Origin of the sequence: Actinomadura miaoliensis, assembly GCF_039536785.1 — a bacterium.
Taxonomy (GTDB): Bacteria; Actinomycetota; Actinomycetes; order Streptosporangiales; family Streptosporangiaceae; genus Spirillospora; species Spirillospora miaoliensis.
In genome coordinates this window covers 87,229-104,300 of sequence record NZ_BAAAZG010000039.1, presented here as the reverse complement: position 1 = coordinate 104,300, position 17,072 = coordinate 87,229, and the positions used below count along the sequence as shown (strand labels likewise).

17 protein-coding genes are annotated in these 17,072 nt (G+C 72.0%); 7 read left to right on the top strand and 10 right to left on the bottom strand.

The window, feature by feature from the left end:
- Nucleotides 1-260: 260 nt before the first annotated feature.
- Nucleotides 261-902 carry a MerR family transcriptional regulator gene (locus ABD811_RS25965; protein ID WP_344952688.1) on the bottom strand — a complete coding sequence of 214 codons (642 nt, stop codon included), beginning with the start codon at nt 900-902 and terminating at the stop codon, nt 261-263.
- Nucleotides 903-2,127: 1,225 nt separating this feature from the next.
- Between ABD811_RS25965 and ABD811_RS25960 the strand changes: the two genes are divergently transcribed.
- From ABD811_RS25960 to ABD811_RS25945, 4 genes are all read left to right on the top strand, one after another.
- Nucleotides 2,128-2,700 carry an RNA polymerase sigma factor gene (locus tag ABD811_RS25960; protein ID WP_344952686.1) on the top strand — a complete coding sequence of 191 codons (573 nt, stop codon included), beginning with the start codon at nt 2,128-2,130 and terminating at the stop codon, nt 2,698-2,700.
- Nucleotides 2,697-3,407, top strand: coding sequence for a hypothetical protein (locus ABD811_RS25955; protein ID WP_344952684.1), 711 nt, complete (start codon nt 2,697-2,699; stop codon nt 3,405-3,407). Before ABD811_RS25960 ends, ABD811_RS25955 begins: the two co-directional genes overlap by 4 nt.
- A gap of 76 nt (nt 3,408-3,483) precedes the next feature.
- Nucleotides 3,484-3,924 carry an acyl-CoA thioesterase gene (locus ABD811_RS25950; RefSeq protein ID WP_344952682.1) on the top strand — a complete coding sequence of 147 codons (441 nt, stop codon included), beginning with the start codon at nt 3,484-3,486 and terminating at the stop codon, nt 3,922-3,924.
- Between the two features lie 58 nt (nt 3,925-3,982).
- Nucleotides 3,983-4,204, top strand: coding sequence for a hypothetical protein (locus ABD811_RS25945; RefSeq protein ID WP_344952680.1), 222 nt, complete (start codon nt 3,983-3,985; stop codon nt 4,202-4,204).
- A gap of 13 nt (nt 4,205-4,217) precedes the next feature.
- Here the strand turns inward: ABD811_RS25945 and ABD811_RS25940 are convergent, their stop codons facing one another.
- Nucleotides 4,218-4,829, bottom strand: a complete 612-nt coding sequence (locus ABD811_RS25940) for a hypothetical protein (RefSeq protein WP_344952678.1) — start codon at nt 4,827-4,829, stop codon at nt 4,218-4,220.
- Between the two features lie 201 nt (nt 4,830-5,030).
- On the opposite strand from ABD811_RS25940, the gene ABD811_RS25935 reads away from it, so the two are divergent.
- A complete protein-coding gene (locus ABD811_RS25935) occupies nt 5,031-6,473 on the top strand; it encodes a S28 family serine protease (RefSeq protein WP_344952676.1) in 1,443 nt (480 codons plus the stop codon).
- 98 nt (nt 6,474-6,571) lie between these two features.
- Here the strand turns inward: ABD811_RS25935 and ABD811_RS25930 are convergent, their stop codons facing one another.
- The 3 genes from ABD811_RS25930 to ABD811_RS25920 all read right to left on the bottom strand — a co-directional run bounded on the left by ABD811_RS25930 (nt 6,572) and on the right by ABD811_RS25920 (nt 8,790).
- A complete protein-coding gene (locus ABD811_RS25930; RefSeq protein ID WP_344952674.1) occupies nt 6,572-6,952 on the bottom strand; it encodes a globin in 381 nt (126 codons plus the stop codon).
- Nucleotides 6,953-7,034: 82 nt separating this feature from the next.
- Complete coding sequence (locus tag ABD811_RS25925; protein ID WP_344952672.1) at nt 7,035-8,012, bottom strand: mechanosensitive ion channel family protein; 978 nt, start codon at nt 8,010-8,012, stop codon at nt 7,035-7,037.
- 370 nt (nt 8,013-8,382) lie between these two features.
- Nucleotides 8,383-8,790: a hypothetical protein gene (locus tag ABD811_RS25920; RefSeq protein ID WP_344952670.1), complete on the bottom strand. Its 408-nt coding sequence runs from the start codon at nt 8,788-8,790 to the stop codon at nt 8,383-8,385.
- Nucleotides 8,791-9,254: 464 nt separating this feature from the next.
- Here ABD811_RS25920 and ABD811_RS25915 point away from each other — a divergent pair, with 464 nt between their 5' ends.
- The gene (locus ABD811_RS25915) at nt 9,255-10,841 is read left to right on the top strand and encodes an NsdA family TPR-like regulatory protein (RefSeq protein ID WP_344952668.1); all 1,587 of its coding nucleotides are present in this window, start codon (nt 9,255-9,257) and stop codon (nt 10,839-10,841) included.
- A gap of 139 nt (nt 10,842-10,980) precedes the next feature.
- The gene (locus ABD811_RS25910; protein ID WP_344952666.1) at nt 10,981-11,562 is read left to right on the top strand and encodes a GNAT family N-acetyltransferase; all 582 of its coding nucleotides are present in this window, start codon (nt 10,981-10,983) and stop codon (nt 11,560-11,562) included.
- A gap of 30 nt (nt 11,563-11,592) precedes the next feature.
- Here ABD811_RS25910 and ABD811_RS25905 read toward each other — a convergent pair whose 3' ends face one another.
- The 5 genes from ABD811_RS25905 to ABD811_RS25885 form a co-directional block, all read right to left on the bottom strand.
- Entirely contained in the window at nt 11,593-12,435 is an 843-nt protein-coding gene (locus tag ABD811_RS25905; RefSeq protein ID WP_344952664.1) for a class I SAM-dependent methyltransferase, read from the bottom strand.
- A 75-nt stretch (nt 12,436-12,510) separates the two neighbouring features.
- On the bottom strand, nt 12,511-14,622 hold the full coding sequence (locus tag ABD811_RS25900; protein ID WP_344952663.1) for a prolyl oligopeptidase family serine peptidase: 2,112 nt from the start codon (nt 14,620-14,622) through the stop codon (nt 12,511-12,513).
- Nucleotides 14,623-14,712: 90 nt separating this feature from the next.
- Nucleotides 14,713-14,934: an FmdB family zinc ribbon protein gene (locus ABD811_RS25895; RefSeq protein WP_344952661.1), complete on the bottom strand. Its 222-nt coding sequence runs from the start codon at nt 14,932-14,934 to the stop codon at nt 14,713-14,715.
- A gap of 32 nt (nt 14,935-14,966) precedes the next feature.
- Nucleotides 14,967-15,476, bottom strand: a complete 510-nt coding sequence (locus tag ABD811_RS25890) for an HNH endonuclease (protein ID WP_344952659.1) — start codon at nt 15,474-15,476, stop codon at nt 14,967-14,969.
- Between the two features lie 377 nt (nt 15,477-15,853).
- Nucleotides 15,854-16,888, bottom strand: coding sequence for a hypothetical protein (locus tag ABD811_RS25885; RefSeq protein WP_344952657.1), 1,035 nt, complete (start codon nt 16,886-16,888; stop codon nt 15,854-15,856).
- Nucleotides 16,889-17,072: the final 184 nt, after the last annotated feature.

Below are 17,072 nucleotides of genomic sequence, written 5' to 3'. Positions count from 1 at the left end.
ACCAGCGCTGTCGAGGAGCCGCCGGGGGCGACCTCGTCCAGCCGCTCCACCGCCGGCGCCGCGTGCGGGGCGGTACGCCAGGCGTCGACGCACACCGCCACAGAGGGGCCCGAGGTCGCGCAGGTGGTGTGGCTCACCTGCGGCGGGACAGTCACACCCGGGGCAGAGGGACGCGGTGATCGCTGCTGGCGGATCGCTCGGCGTGGAGGTCGGGGCATAAGGGTCCGTGCGTCCTTTAGCGCGGCTCTGCAGGTCGACCGTCAGTGGGTGGTGATCGTGGTGCGACACACGCCGTCTGTCGCACCGGTGTCCGAACTCTGTCCGGGCGCAGGGGGGATACGGGCCGCTATCCGCTGGCGAGCGTGCTCGCATTCGGCGAAGGTGTGCGGGCAGGCGAGCGCGTGCTCGACCAGCTCTTTGGCCGCACGTGCCCGGGAGATGCGCCGTTCGAGCTCTTCGACATGGCGGCGCAGCAGGTCACGATGGTCCATCGGGCTGGGGGAGGACAGCAGCGTACGGAGCTCTTCCAGCGTGAAACCGGCCTCCTTGCCCATCAGGATCAGCGCCACGCGCTCCAGGTCCGCCCGCTCGTAGGTGCGCTGACCGCCCGCGCGCCGCGCGGGTGCCAGCAGGCCCCTGCTCTCCCAGTACCGCAGTACGTGCGTCGGGAGACCGAAGCGTTCGGCCAGCTCCCCGATGGCCAGCTCCTCGCTCGACTTCATCCGTACATTAAGCGGCACGGTGGCGGCGTGATCAAGCCGTCGATCGCCGTCACTCGTGTGCTCGACTCCTGCGTGCTGCTGGAACTGGACGGCTACGCCGTTTTTCGAACGGTGGTTGCGCCGGGGAGAGCCCTGGAGTTGGGGCGAGGGGACTGCCGCGCTCGTCGTCATCGTCGTCATCAACCTGATCTGGAGTCTGCCAGGGTTGTGCGCTCTGCCAGCCCCGGGCACTCGCGGTACGCGGCCGCTACTGGCATGGCTCGTCGCGGTGCGCTGGGGTTCCTGCGTGCCGACGTGCCGAGTGCCTGAGCTGGGGGGGAGATTGCCGGGGTCTCCATGTGGGGGCGGGCTCTGGTGTGGCTGAACAGCGCCCCTGTTGCTGGAGTTGGACGTTGTCGAACGGTGGTTGCGCCGGGGGAGCCCCTGGAGCTGGGGCGAGGGGACTACCGCGCTCGTCGTCATCGTCGTCATCAACCTGATCTGGAGTCTGTGGGGGTTGTGTGCTCTGTCGGTCACGGGCACTCGTTGTGCGCGGCGGCTGCTGCATGGCTTGTCGCGGTGCGCTGGGGTTCTTGCGTGCTGGGTGCCTGAGCTGGGGGGCAGAGCGCCGGGGTCTCCGTGTGGGCGGGTTCTGGTGTGGCTCAACAGCGCCTGTGTGTTTGGGGGCGGGCGCTCGGCGGCGAGATCGCTGACATCCGTGTTGGGGTGCCGGGCCGAGTGGCCGCCGGTGGGCCTGGCTCTGCTGCCGAGTGGAGGAGGTGGTTGGGCTTGCGTCTGGTGGTGGAGGCGAGGCAGGTCATCGCTGGGACGCGGTGAGGTGGGCGGCTGCGGGGGGCTGGTGGCGGGAGGGCCGGACGTTGGGGTGGAGCCGTGTTGGGGGCGGTGGGCATGGGCTGACGGGGGGGTGCGTTGGTTCTGATTATTGTTTTCGGGGAGCGGGATAGCGGTCAGGGGTGCTTGGTCATTTGAGGATCGGCCTAGTGATCATTTTTCTTATTGACCGGGTGGTCAGAAAGTGAATTTGATTCGGGGGGTATTGGTGGGTACTGGCGGTTGGTGGTCAGTGGTTGTGGGGTCTGACTGGTTGTTGGGGGAGTGTCGGGTTTGTAGGGGATGGTGGCGGCGAATTTCGGTCACGTTTTGAGGAACGTGGCAGGTGGCGGGGATGATTTGGGGGTGATGTCAACTTTTGCTGGCTCCGGTGGCAGTCATATGCGTAACACTGATGAGGTGGAAATGGCCGTCCACGGTCTCAAGCCACCCCCCGGAGCCGAGGAGAGCCCGTGCATGGATTTCTGACATCGCCCGCCGTCCCCCTCGACGGGTGTCCGCGGTGCGTCTGGACGGGCGGCCGGGTGGCCGTCTGGAGGGAGCCGAAGGGAAGCGTCGTCGTCGGGGCGGCGCGGTGACGCGGGAGGGGAAGGAGCCTCCCGACCAAGCGGGGCGCGAGACCCTGGGGTCGTACGCGGAGTTCTACCGGTACTGGATGCCGAGGCTGACCGGGTATCTGCGGGCCCAGACGTCCGACTCGCGGTGGGTGGAGGACGTGGCGCAGGAGAGCATGCTGGCCGCGCGCGCCCGCTGGGGGGAGCTGATGACCTACGACAAGCCCGGTGCCTGGCTGTTCCGGGTCGCGACGATCATGTTGCGGCGGTGGCAGGCGCGGGCGCGGGAGCAGTGCACCTCGCTCGACGACATGGTGACGCGCGGTGTCGCGCCGGTCGCCGTGGACGGGGGCGAGGGCACTGAGGAACGGGTCGACCTGATGAACGCGGTGCGGGCGCTGCCCCGGCGGCAGCGGGAGGCGGTCGCCCTGCACTGCCTGCTGGAGTTTCCGCTGGCGGAGGTGGCGCAGATCCTCGGTATCAGCGAGGGGGCGGCCAAGACCCACGTCCACCGGGCCCGGCAGAGGCTCGCGGAACTGCTGCGCCCGGCGGCCGGGCCCGCCGCGGCGCCGCACGCGGAGGGGATGACGTGAGAGAGCAGGAGCATCTTGACCGGCTGCTGGCCGACGCGGCGTCCGCGATCGCGGCGATGCCCGAGGCCGAGTTCGCCGTCGGCCTGCGGGAGCTGGAGGAGGCCTACCGCAGGCGCCACCGCGACGACCTGGCCAGGGCGCGGTACGCGGCGTTCCTCGACTCCCTGGAGCTGGAGCGGGCGGCGTACGAGCTGGCCGAGCGGCTCGACCGGGAGGGCGGGCTGGAGGAGGCCGCCCGGTGGTACCGGGTCGCCGCGCGCAACGACCACGCCGACGCGGCGCTGCGGCTGGGCCGGGCGCTCGACCTGCTCGCCGGCCGGTGCGCCGAGCGCGCCCCCGGCGACTCCTACAGCGCCCAGCGCGAGGAGTTCCACCTGGTCACCGAGGCCGCGCAGGCGTACGCGGAGGCGTACGCGGCCGGGCACGCCGAGGCGGCGGACCTGATCGACGAGATGCTGGCCGCGTTCACCCGGCGGCAGCGGGTGCCGGTGCGGCCGGTGGACGGGGCCGAGCCCGCCGACGGCTGCACGTACGTCCGCGACTTCACGCCCGCCACCGGCGTGCTGCGGGAGGAGGAGATCCAGGAGCTGAGCAGCCACGCCGCGCAGTGCCTGCCGTGCCTGGCGGAGTTCGTGCTGCTGGTCAAGGCGGCGGCCGCGGCGACCCCGGTGGGCAACGTGGCCGATCCGTTCGCCGTGGCGGAGTAGCCGGAGGGCGGCGTCACGGCCGTCGCGGGGCGCGGATACGATCGGCCCCGTCTGTTCGCGACTCCCGGGTGAGGACATGCAGCGCGAGAATTCCGCCGAAGCCGGCTTCCGGCATGTCTACGAATTCCACATCAGGTTCGGCGACATCGACTCGCAGGGGCATGTCAACAACGTCAAATTCCTGGGGTATCTGGAGGACGCGCGGCTGGAGATGTTCCACGGCGACCCGGTGCGCAAGGGCGAGGAGCCGGTGCGCGGAATGGTCGTCGCCCGGCACGAGATCGACTATGTGCGGCCGCTGCTGCCGTCGGTGTATCCGGTGCGCGTGGAGACGTGGGTCACCGAGGCGCGGGCCGCGTCGTTCACGCTGGCCTACGAGGTGCGCGACGACGAGCACGTGTACGCGCGGGCCGTCTCGGTGATGGTGGCGTTCGACGTGGAGGCGGGACGGCTGCGCCGTTTCACGCCCCGCGAGCGGGAGTTCATCGCCCGCTATCGCCCCGTCGACCTGGGGTAACGATCTCCCTTTACGGGTAGTAAAGAGGGAGAGAAAATCTCCCCCCAAGGTGTCGTCCATGTCCCCCTATCTCGCCGCCTGGATCTTCTGGATCCTGATGTTCTTCGCCATCGAACTGCCCGCGGTTTTCAACCGGCAGTCCGGTGACACCCTCTCCGAACTGGTCTGGGGCGTGTTCGCCGTGCGCGGCAAGCCGGTCGGATGGCAGTTGCGCCGGCTGGTGCTGGTGCTGGGCCTCGGATGGCTGGTCGCGCATTTCCTCACCGGCGGCCGCGTCTGAGCGGCGCCGGAGGCTACGGCGAATACAGCCAGGGATCCCGCAGGTCGTAATAGGCGAGGTCGCCCTCGTAGCAGCGCATCAGCCCGTCCATCGTCTCCAGCAGATCGGGCGGCGGCTGCCGGCGTTCGCCCGCGCGGGCCGCGGCCTCGGAGGTGAAGTAGACGGCCTCGGTGGACACGCCGCCGGGGTCCACCGCCAGCAGGCCGCCGATCACGTCGGGACGGAAGGCGCGCAGGGCGTCCTCGTCCATCGCCCGCAACCGGGCGCGCAGATCCGGCAGGTCGGTGACCATGGACTGGATCACCTGGACGAATCCGGCGTCGTCCGATCCGCCGCCCAGCCACGTCTCGCTCTCGGCGCAGTGCCGGAAGGTGACCTCGCCGCCGAAGCACGCCGACGTCTCGGCCCACCACCGGCCCTGCTCGGGCCGGTCGCCGCTGCGGCGGGCGGCGTCCGGCGACGCGAACCGCACCAGGTTGACGAACGTCCCGTCGTCGGTGACCCCCGCGGTGCCGCCCAGCCAGCCCGGCGCGCCCGGGGCGAGGTCGCGCACCCAGCGCTCCAGGCTCTCCCTCAGCCGGGCGGGTTCGGTGACGCCGCTGCCCTGGACGACCTGTACGAACATCGCGCACCCCCGTCGGCGACGACCGGCCGGGCCCGGCGCCGGTCACGGCGGGCCGGTCCGATGTCCGACGGTATGCCCGTTGAGGGCGCCAACAATGCGCCCGTCACGGATGTGTAACAAGCGGCGCAGGAGTCGCTTTTCGCCTGCCTTTTCCGTCTACTGTCGCCCCGCGAATTGTGGTGATCGACGGGAAGGGGAGAGATGCGGCGCTTCTCACGCGGGGCGGTGGCCCTGCTGCTGGCCGCGGGCGGCCTCACCGCCGCGGCCGGCACGGCGACGGCGGCGACGACCGGCGGGGCGACGGCTCTGGCGGCCCAGGCCCGCACGGCGACGGCCGACATCGGGGAGCGGCTGCGCGCCATCCCCGGGATGAAGGTGGAGGAGAGGGCCTCGACCCTCCCCGGCTACCGCTGGTTCTGGCTGACCTACCGGCAGCCCGTCGACCACCGGCGTCCGCACGGCCAGTGGTTCGAGCAGCGCGTCCTGCTGCAGCACAAGTCCGAGGACCGGCCGATGGTGCTCTACACCAGCGGCTACAACACGCCCGAGACGATGTTCCGGTCCGAGCCGACCGCGCTGGTGGACGGCAACCAGATCTCGCTGGAGCACCGCTACTTCACCCCGTCCCGGCCCGAGCCCGCCGACTGGAGCAAGGACACCATCTGGCAGGCCGCCACCGACGAGCACCGCCTGATCACCGCCCTCAAGAAGATCTACACGGGACGGTGGATCTCCACCGGCGGCAGCAAGGGCGGCATGACCGCCGTCTACCACAAGCGCTTCTACCCCAAGGACGTCGACGGCAGCGTCGTCTACGTGGCGCCCAACGACCACGACAACGACGACGACTCGGCCTACGACCGCTTCTTCGCCACGGTCGGCACCGACGCCCAGTGCCGGACGCACGTGAAGAACCTGGCCCGGGAGATCCTCAAGCGCCGCCCGGCGATGCTCGAGCGCTTCAAGGCCGACGCGGCGAAGAACGGCTGGACGTTCGACATCCTCCGGAGCCCGGACCGGGCGTTCGAGAACTCCGTCATGGACTACGAGTGGGGATTCTGGCAGTACCACCTGCAGTCCGACTGCGCGAGCCTGCCCGCGCTGGACGCCTCCGACGACGCCCTCTACCAGAGCCTGGACGCCATCGCGGGCATCTCGTTCTACACCGACCAGGGCCTCGCCCCGTACGTCCCGTACTACTACCAGGCGGGCACCCAGCTCGGCTGGCCCACGCCGCAGTTCCGGCACCTGCGCCCCCTGCTGCGGTACGAGGACAGCTACCAGCCGCGCACGTACGTGCCGCGTGACATCCGCATGCGTTACGACGGCGGCCGGGCCATGCGGGACATCGACCGCTGGGTGCGCGGCAACGCCGAGCACATGATGTTCGTCTACGGGGAGAACGACCCGTGGGGTTCCAAGCCGTTCCGCCTGGGCCGCGGCAGCCGTGACTCGGCGGTGTACGTGGCGCCCGGCATGAACCACAGCGGCCGCCTCATCGACCGGCTGCCCGCCGAGCAGCGCGCCAAGGCCGTCGCCGACCTGCTGCGCTGGGCGGACGTCACCGCACCCCAGGCCAAGATCGCGGTGAGCACGCCGTCGGACGCCACCGACCCGATGCTGGACCGGCGCCCGCCGCTGTAACTCCCGGCCCCGGCCCAAGACGCGGGACCGTCCCCACCCCGGGGCGGTCCCGCTGGCTTTTCCGGGACGGACGCCGCCCAGGGAGGGACGCCGTCGTCCTACTGGCCGGTGATGGGCGCGTTGACCAGGCTGTGCGCGGCCATGGTCAGGTACTTCCACAGGGTCTCGTCGAGGTGCTCGGGCAGGTCGAGTTCGTCGACGGCGTCGCGCATGTGCTTCAGCCACGCGTCGCGCTCGGCCTCGCCGATCACGAACGGGACGTGCCGCATGCGCAGCCGCGGATGCCCGCGCCGCTGGCTGTAGGTGTTCGGGCCGCCCCAGTACTGGATGAGGAACAGCCGCAGCCTCTCCTCGGCCGGGCCGAGGTCCTCCTCCGGGTAGAGGGGACGGAGCAGGGGGTCCTCCGCGACGCCCTGGTAGAAGCGGTGGACCAGGCGCCGGAAAGTCTCCTCGCCGCCGACCGCTTCGTAAAAGGTCACCTGTTGAGCAGCCATAGCGCGTCCAGCCTATTTCACGCGGCACCCTCCGGCCGCCCGATCAGCAGCCGGACCGGCCGCCCGATCAGGCGGGGGCGGCGGGGGTGGCGACGGACACGCCCGCCTCGTCGAACGCCTTCTTGACACGTTCGCGCAGCTCACGGGCGACGTCGCCCTGCCGCCCCGGGGCGGTCTTGAGCACCACGCGGATGACCATGGCGTCGCCCGCGAGCGCCTGCACGCCCCACACCGACGGCTCCTCCAGGACGAGGTCCTCCCAGGCCGGGTCGGTGGCCAGCGCGTCGGCGGTGTTCTTGAGGATCTCGCTGACCTTCTCGGTGTTCTCGTGGATGTCGACCGGGATGTCCAGTACGGCGCGGCCCCAGTTCTGGGACTCGTTGCCGACCTTCTTGATCTCGCCGTTGGGGACGTACCACACCACCCCGTTGACGTCCCGCATCCGGGTGACCCGCAGGGTGACGGCCTCGACGGTGCCCTTGGCGCTGCCCACGTCGATCACGTCGCCGACGCCGAACTGGTCCTCCAGCAGCATGAACAGCCCGGCCAGCACGTCCTTGACGATGTTCTGCGCGCCGAAGCCGACCGCGGCGCCGATCACGGTGGCGCTGGCCAGCACCGGAGTAAGGTTCAGGCCGATCTGCCCCAGGATGCTGAACAGTGCGGTGCCCAGGATCACGATCGAGGCGATGCTGCGCAGCACCGACCCGACGGTCTTGGCGCGCTGGGCCCGCCGCTGGTTGAGCAGCACCGGCGACCCGTCGAACACCGTGCGGGTCCGCTCGCGCACCTTCTCCGACATGGTGCTCTCGGCCATCCGCAGCGTGATGCGGGTGATCATGCGGTGCGCCATCGAGCGCAGCAGCAGTGCCACCGCCAGCGTGAGGACGATCGTGAGGACCAGGTAGAGGGGCCGGTCCAGCCACGTCTTGAAGAAGCGGGTGAAACCCTCGTTGTGGGAGACGCCCCATACCAGCCGGCAGGCGACGCTGGGGTCCTGGCTCTGGCACGCCTGTTCGGGCGTGCCGTCCTGAGCCCAGGGCACGGACGCGTGGAGGCTGAGCGGCATAGGTGTCGGACCCTCCCGGCCGGTTATCGACATCGCCGCGGACCCGCGGCGTCACCACCGTGGACGCCGGGGGCCGGCACTGCGGACCCGAGGCGTCCGCGACGATCGTAAGCGACGTGGCCCGGCGTTCATACTTCGACGACCATGCCCTCACCGGCGGGTCAGCGGGCGCCGTGCCCCCGCCGGGCGCCCGCCAGGCGCCACACCGGGCGCCCCGCCGGGCGCGTCGCGAGCGCACCGGAAGGGGCACGTGAAGATCCGTAAGAGGCTCAGGGAAGGATGGTCCGGAACCTCGTGGGGTCCGCGGCCGCCGCGCCAGGTCGCGGCCCCACGAGGCCGTGCCCGGCTAGGCGTGGCGGTTGGGCCACTCCCCGGCCGGGTCCGGACCGCGACCCCGGAGGCCCTGCCCCTCCTGGCCGCGGGTCTGGGCGCAAGTTTCGTCGCCGGTTTTGGCGTGCGTTTCGCCGCGCGTCTCGTCGGTGAGCGGCTGCAGCACGCGCTCCAGCTTGACGGCGGCGCCGCAGGGATCGTCCACCCGGTGCATGCGCTCGCCCCAGGACCACCAGTAGTAGTGGTCCGGTGACTCGGGGGCGGGGGCGCAGGTGACGTCCTCCGCCAGGCTGGCCGCCTCGGGGTTGACCACCCGCAGGAAGACCGGGCCCGAGCGGGTGCGCACCACCCGGGCGACCAGCCCGCGCGTGTCGAGTTCCTGTTCAAGCTCCCTGAGGTAGCCGACGCGTTCGTCGCTGACCACCCGGGCACCCCCTCCGTCGATCGTGCTGCGAGGACCGTCCGAACGATTCCCGTGTGCTCGAAGTGATCGAACTCTGCGGATCTGTTCTGTCGCCCGCCGTGAGAATTGCAACTCTCACGGTGGCCGGTCAAGAGGCGGCTGTCCCGCGAAGTTCTGGATTGCCCTACCTCCGGGCGATGGACATCCCCCGGCGGAGGAAGAATCTCTACCTCCAGATCTCCCCCCACACCCGTTCCGCCCGCGTTTCCGGGAAATGGCTTGGCCTGCCCCGGTGCGGGGGTTACGCTGCGTGCGCAACAAGTGATGTCCCGTGGTCATTTCAACGCCGGTCGCCATGGCTTTGGGGCGGTCCTTACGGATCACCTGGGGCCGCGCGTGAGGAGGCGGGAAACGTGTCGGACCCCCCACGCAAGGAAACCGACATAGCGCGCAAAATTCGCGCGCGTGGTCTCGCGCACGGCCGTTTGCCCGCACAGATCGCGCGGGAAATCCACGACCAGTGCGGGCCGCTGTTCGGCACCAGCCGGATCAAGGCGCATCGGCTGTCCCACGGGGTCTCGCTGTCCGACATCGTCGCCCAGGTCAGGGCCCTGTACGAACTGGACGGCAAGGCGCCGCCCCGGCTCGGGGAGACGCTGCTGTCGGCCTATGAGAGCGGCTACAAGCGGCCCGGGCCCGAGTACCTGCACTACCTGTGCGCCGTCTACCGGGTGGAACCCGACGACCTCGGCTACCAGAGCCCCTGCATCTGCGGTCGCGGTCACGCCGTCCGCCCCGCCGTCGCCTCCGCGGACGGGTGTCCCGCTCCCGCGGCCGTGCCGGCGCCGGACGGGGAGGCCGACGCCCTCGTAGGAGCGGTCGTTCCGCGACTGGACGACCGCCATTGGATAACGGTCAACGATCCGCGGGGGCCGGACCGCGCCGACGGGGCCGCGCCCATCGATGTGGGAGAGGAGGACATCGTGCTTCGTAGGACCCTTCTGCAGTTGCTGGCCGGGGCGGGCGTGACGCTGGACGGCCAGTTCCTCGGGGCGGTGGACGGCATCCGGCGCAAGATGGACGACACCCTGGTCAACGCGACGGTCTCGCCGACGATGCTCGACCAGTGGGAGGAGACCACGCTCGCCTACGGCCGCCAGTACCAGGCCACGCCGTCGCTGCGGATGCTGTGCGACGTGCTGCTGGACTTCAGTGAGGTGCGCCGGATGTGCGACCGGCGGCAGCCGGTGGAACTGCAGGAACGGCTGTGCCGGATCGCCGCCCAGTTGTCCGGGCTGTCCGGGCTCATCATGATCAACCTGGGGGACCACCGGCTGGCGCGGTCGTTCTTCCGCACCGCCCGCACCGCCGCCGACGAGACCGGTGACCGCGCGCTGCGGGCCTGGGTGACGGTGCGCGAGTCGCTGGTGCCGATGTACTACGGCGACCCGCGCGAGGCCCTCCACCTGGCGCGCAAGGCGCAGGACCTGGCGGGACGCACGCCCAGCGTGGCGGGCGCGATGGCGCCCGCCGTGGAGGCGCGCGCCCTCGGCATGCTGGCCCTGCGCGGACGCGGCGACGCCGCCCCCAGCGCCCGCCGCGCCCTGGTGCGCGGCCGCGCCGTGTTCGACCAGCTGTCCAAGGACAGCACCGGCGACCTGGTGTTCGGCTTCACCGAGCGGCAGCTGACCTTCTACGAGGGCGACACGTTCACCAACCTGGGCGACCACAAGCACGGCGACGAGGTGCTCAGCCGCGCGCTGACCCTGTACTCGCCCAACGACCGCGTGGACCTGACCCTGGTCCGCCTCGACCGGGCCACCTGCAAGTTGCACGCGGGCCATCCGGACGCGGCGCTGCAGGAGGGGCAGGCCGCCATCATCGACCTGCCGGGCGAGCACCGCTCCGACATCCTGGTGCACCGCGCGCGCCAGCTCGGCGCCGCCGTGCGCGACAAGCACGGCGAGATTCCGCAGCTGAAGGACTTCTACGAGGCCCTGACGACGCCGTGGGTCAAGAGCCCCACCACGGGGGACGCCCCGTCGGCCGTCCCCCCGGCCGAGCAGGTGTGACCGCGCCATGGCGGTGGCACACGGAGGCACCGCCCCGACACCCGGCGCCGGCGCGTCCGGCACGGGCGTCGACGGGCAGGGGGCGACGGGGCGTATTCGAGCCGGCGAGGCATCGGGGGCCGGTTCGCCGCGGAGTCTGGTGCGGCTCCGGGGCGAACCGCCGGAATGGAGCCTCGGCCGGCTGCGGCTGCGGCTGCGGCGCTACCGCGGCACCGACCACGCCACGGTGCTCGCCCTGCACCGCGAAGGGCTGGCCCAGGTGGGGCTGCGGCCCGGCGACGGCGTGTACTACGACCACGACTTCTTCCGCATGGAGGAGATCTACCTGCGCGACGGCGGCGAGTTCCTCGTCGGGGAACTGGACGGGGAGATCGTCGCCATGGGCGGCCTGCGTCGCGCCGACCTGGTGCCGGACGGCCACGCGCGGGCGTCCGGCGTGGGCCTGCCGCCCACCGCCGCGACCCGTGGCGCGGCCCAGGGCGCGGCCGAGATGGTGCGGCTGCGGGTGCGGCCGGACGTCCAGCGGTGCGGATACGGATCGGCCGTCGTCCGGGCGCTGGAGCAGCGGGCCGCCGAGTACGGCTACCGGTTGCTGCGCGCCGACACCACCGAGCTGCAGGATCCGGCGCTGCGCCTGTACCGGCGCTTCGGCTGGACGGAGACCCGGCGCGAGGTGATCGGCGGGATCGTCAACATCTACCTGGAGAAACGCCTGCGCTGAGCCGCCATGGGCCGGGACGCCCCGGCCCGGTCATCCGGTTCCCGGACCCTCCAGGCGCGCCCCGACCATCTGCATCAGCGGATAGCGGCGCTGCCTGACACCGGTGAGGCCCCGGTCGGTCAGCGCCCGCGTGATCTCCCGGTCGCCGAACATCCGCACTCCCACCAGCGCCCTGACGAGCCCGCCGCCCGTCTGGGCCAGCGGCAGGTCCGGACGGCGTGAGGTGAGGACGACCAGGCGCCCGCCCGGTTTGAGGACGCGCGTCATGGCGTCCAGGGCCGCCCACGGGTCGTCGAACAGGTACAGGGCGCCGAAGCAGCAGACGGCGTCGAAGCAGCCGTCCCGGAACGGCAGGTCGACGGCGTTGCCGCGCACGTAGCCGATGGCGGCGCGGCCGGGGGCCGGGACGGCGTGCGCGACGGCCTCCTCCAGCATGGTGCGGGACGCGTCCAGCCCCACCACCAGGCCGTCCTCGGCGACGCCGGCGGCCAGCGCGCGGGTGACGTTGCCCGGCCCGCACGCCACGTCCAGCACCGTCGCCCCGGGCCCGGCGTCGCCGGGCTGCCCGAGCCCCAGCCAGTCGCGGGCCAGGGCGTGCTCCTCGGCGGTGTCGGGGCCGAACGGCCAGCCCTTGGCGATGTTGAAGCCGACCGGCCGCCACACCCGCTCGTAGATCCGCGGCAGGAACGTCGACTGCATCACGCGCTGGGCGAGCGTCGGGGTCGGCCCGGCCTGCGGACCGAGAAGGTCGAGGTAGCCCGCGGACGGCTCGGCGGGCACGTCGGTGGGCTCCCTGAGCAGCCCCGCGATCCGTTCCAGGGGGGCCGGCCGCCGCCCGTGGGCGTCCCGGCCGTGCGCCGTCAACGAACTCATCCTCTTATTGGATCACTCGTCAACGTCTCCCGTCACCCCGGGGCCCTCCCGACGCTACCCAGGGCACCGCCCGGCTCAGGCCCCGCCCTCGCCGTCCAGCGGCAGGCCGGTGTGGGCGGCCAGGAACGACAGGTTGTCGGTCATCAGCTCCACGGACCGGCTGACCGAGCGGGCCGCGTGCCCGACCTGCGTCTCGTTGCGCAGCACGATCGGCGCGTCGGCGAAGTCACGGGACGTGGCGTGCTGCAGCGCCGCGCACATCTTGCGGGCGTGCAGCGGGTCCACGCGGGAGTCGCCGTCGAACACCGTGAACAGCACCGCCGGGTACGCCACGCCCTCGCGCACGTGGTGGTACGGCGAGTACGACAGCAGCCACTCCAGCTCCTCGGGGACCGAGGCCGAGCCGTACTCGTCGTTCCAGGTCTCGCCCAGGCCGAACCGCTCGTACCGCACCATGTCCAGCAGCGGCGCCGAGCACACCACGGCCCGGTACAGGTCGGGACGCTGGGTGAGCGCCGCGCCCACCAGCAGCCCGCCGTTGGAGCCGCCGGAGATCGCCAGCCGGTCCGGGGCGGTCACGCCGTCGGCGATCAGGCGTTCGGCGGCGGCGTGGAAGTCGTCGAACACGTTCTGCTTGCGGTCCCGCATGCCCGCGCGGTGCCACTGCTCGCCCTCCTCCGAGCCGCCGCGCAGGTTGGCGATCGCGTACGCGCCGCCCGCCTCCACCCAGGCCAGGATGCTCGCCGAGTAGGCGGGGGTGAGCGAGATGTTGAAGCCGCCGTAGCCGTACAGGATCGTCGGCCGCGGCCGGTCGCCGCCGCCGGGACGGGCCAGCACCAGCATCCGCACCGGCGTGCCGTCGTAGGACTCGTAGGTCACCTGCCGCGCTTCGATCGGCGGGACGTCCACCGCGCCGGGCGCCGTCGCCCACGTCGTGGTCTCGCCGGTGCGGGCGTCGTAGCGCAGCACCGTCGACGGCGTGACGTTGTCGGTGTAGCCGAACCACGCCTCGTGGCCGCCGTCCGGCCGCTCCATGATGGCGCCGATCGAGCCGAGCCCGGGGGCGGGGACCCGGCCGATCCGCTCGCCGGTGGCCAGGTCGTGCACGGTGATCTCGCTGATCGCGTGGCGGGTCCAGCCCGCCAGCAGGACCGCCCGGTCGCCGAGTTCGGGCCCGTCGAGGATGGCGTAGTCGGTCAGCACCGCCTCGTCGTCCTGCGGAACCAGGTCCCGCCAGGTCCCGTACGCCGGATCGGCCGGGTCGGTGACGCACAGCCGGGACCGGGGCGCGTCGCGGTCGGTGAACACGTAGGCGCGCCCGTCGCGGCCGACGTGCAGCCAGGTCGAGGCGTCCACCCCGACCTGCACGGGCTTCAGCTCGGGCCGCTCGGCGGGGGAGGAGGCCAGGTCGGCGAGCCACAGGTCGTTGCGCGGGGCGGTGCCCTGCGACGCGGTGACGGTCAGCCACCGGCCGTCCCGGCTGAGCCCGACGCCGTAGTAGTTGGTCTTGTCCAGGCCGTCCCCGAAGATCAGCACGTCGTCGGCCTCCGGGTCGGTGCCGACGCGGTGCAGGTAGACGCGGCGGTGGTACTGGTCCTCCCCGGCGGGGACGGCGTCGGCGGGCAGGCGCCGCACGTAGAAGTACGCCTCGCCGCCGGGCAGCCAGGTCAGCGACGCGTGGCGGGTGCGGTCGATCGGGCCCTCGACGCGCTCGCCGGTCGCGACGTCGATGACGTACAGCCTGGACTCCTCGTCGCCGCCCTGCGACACCTTGTACGCCAGGCGCCGGCCCTCCTTGTCGGGGATCCAGGAGTCGAGCGTCGTGGTGCCCTCGGGGTCGATCGCCATGGGGTCGACGAGCGCGCGCTCGGTGCCGTCCGGGTCCACCGTGTAGAGGACGGGGTGCTCCTGCCCGCCGTCCCGGCGGGTGAAGAAGCGGCGTTCGCCCCGCCACACCGGGGAGCCGACGCTGCCGGCGCCCAGCAGCTCGCCGAGCCTCCGGCGCAGCCGGTCACGGCCGGGCAGCCCGTCCACGGCCTTGTGGAACAGCTCCTCCTGGGCCGCCATCCACCGTTCGGTGTCGTCGTCCCGCTCCTCCAGCCAGCGGTAGGGGTCGGCGACCCGGTGGCCGTGGAGGATGTCGACGATGTCCTGGCGCTGCGCGAACGGGTACGGCGGTCGGCTCATGGTTCGCACTGTATGCGCCCGCGGACGGCGATCGCGCCCCCGCCCGCGAAGATCATCGGGTGTCCTCCGGCGGGGGCGACAAGGACGGCCTCAGGAGCAGCAGCCTCCGCCGCAGCAGCCGCCTCCGCCGCCCGCCGGACGCGGGGCGGGAGCGGCGGCGCGGCCCGTCCCGGTGACGGCCACCGTGGACAGCAGCTTCACCGTGTCGTCGTGCCCGGACGGGCAGGAGGCGGGCGCGGACGCCTCGCTCATCGGCCGGGACACCTCGAACGTCGATCCGCAGGCGCGGCAGCGGTAGTCATAACGTGGCACGCCCCCAAGGATACGGCGCTCCGGCCGGAGGGTCAGGCCGCCGATTCGGGGACGTAGGGCGCCCACTGCGGGTCGCCGTCGTGGATGACGCCGATGAGCCTCCAGTGGGCGCCGCGTGGCACACCGGGCGTGACGTTGAGCGTCCACCCGAGTTCCTCCAGAAGCCGATCGGCCTTGCGATGGTTGCACGCCATGCAGGAGGCCACGCAGTTCTCCCACACGTGCTTGCCGCCCCGGCTGCGCGGCAGGACGTGGTCGATGGTCTCGGCGCGGCGGCCGCAGTAGGCGCAGCGGTAGTTGTCGCGCCGCATCAGCGCGGCGCGGGTCAGGGGAACCCGGGTGCGGAACGGGATGCGCACGTACCGGCGGAGCCTTATCACCGACGGGACCTCGATCGACATGGTCGCCGAGTGCAGCACCGCCCCCGAGGAGTCGTTGTGCACGACCACGGCCTTCTCCCTGAGCACGAGGCAGACCGCCCGCCGGAGGGGAAGCGTGGTGAGTGGTTCGTACGTCGCGTTCAGGAGAAGGACCTGTCTCATCAGACGGCCCTCGCAGGGTCATAGATCTCTTCCGCCTCGGTGGACGCGCCCGCGCGCGCCTCGCACCGAGGCCCGAGTATTGTCTCCGGCACCTGCGCACCCACCATGAGGACCTCCCCAGGGGCATAGCTGGCCGAACCAGCGCTCGCCGACCGCCACGGCCGACCCGAAATCAGTGTGGCGCCTGAGAAGGTCGTCCGCTACCCCATTAATACCCCGCAAACTGGCCGTACTGAACGCGCGGCGGCCCCCGGGATCATCGCGATGACCCCGGGGCCCGCCATGGACGCGCGCCCGTGGACGGGTCGGCGCGTCCGGGAGGGCGGGGCGGAACGTGCCGCTCCGCTCCTGGACGTCCCGGTCCCCGCCCCCCGGTCTCAGGCGTCCTCGGCGGGGACGTCGCCGCGGTACGGCACGGTCAGATAGTGCATGCTGCCCACCTGGGCGCGCGGCTTGCCCTTGTCCGCGTCGCGCGGCGGCACCTTGGCGGGCGGATCCGCCTTCTCACGCGGCCCCTTGTGGCGGGGCGGCACCTTGCCGTGCGGCCTCTTGCCGTGCTGGGGCTTGCCGTGCTGGGTCTTGCCGCGCGGAACCGCCTTGCTGCGAGGCGCCTTGCTGCTCACGGCGGCCTTGTCGCGCGGGACCGCCTTGTCGCGCGGGGCGTGCGGAGCGGGCTTGCCATGCCGGCCCTTGTGGCGGGGCTTCGCCTTGCCCCGAGGCGTCTTGCCGTGCGCGGACGCCTTGCCCCGTGGTGAGGCCTTGCCGCGTGGGGGCTTCTTGCCTCGGGGGGACGTCTCGTCCCTCGGCGGCTTGTGCTCTCGCGGCGTGCTCGGGCCAGGCGGCGTCGTCTGGTCGTCCTGCGGGGCCGATGCGGGCTGCGTCTCCGGCTGGGACTGGCCGTCCGTCGGCAGGGTGGGCCGTCCGGCGGGCTGGTCGGTATCGGCCTTCGGCCGCGTGGTGCGGCGCCAGTCGACATGGCCGGCGAGGTTCACCCCGCCCTCCAGATCCTCCGGCAGCCGGGCCACCAGCGTGCCGGAACGCGACTGCTTCGCCCGCAGCGACGGATAGGCGCAGCGCACCGTCCCCTCGTCGCCCCTCCGGCACGCCCGGTCGGGCGAGCTGACCGGCACCGCCGGCTTGACGGTGTGCGTGACGACGACCCTGTACGCCGGGCGGCCGGTGCGGTTGTGCAGCCGCCACCGCCAGGTGACCTTGTTCCCGTCCGTGGAGATCCGCGGCACGGAGTAGGTGATCTCGACCTTGCCCTCGGCGACGGCCGGGCGCGTCGGCACCGACCGCACCTCGGCGCGCGCGGGCAGGCCCGCCGTCAGCCACGCGCCGGCCATGGCGGCTCCGACGGTGCCCAGAGCCGCGCGCGTCGGCGCGCGGCCTCCCCCGATGACCATGTTCATGCCCCACCCCCCTGTGTGGAAGACCAGCTGGTCAACGAGTCCCTTCTACCGAAGATCACCTGCGCGTTCACCTCGCCACACGTGACGCGGGGAGACGCTGGCAGGACTTTGTCGCGGACGGGCACGACGCATCGCCGCCGCACTGCCGTCCGGCGCCCCTGCACCGGGGGGCGGGAAAGACGCG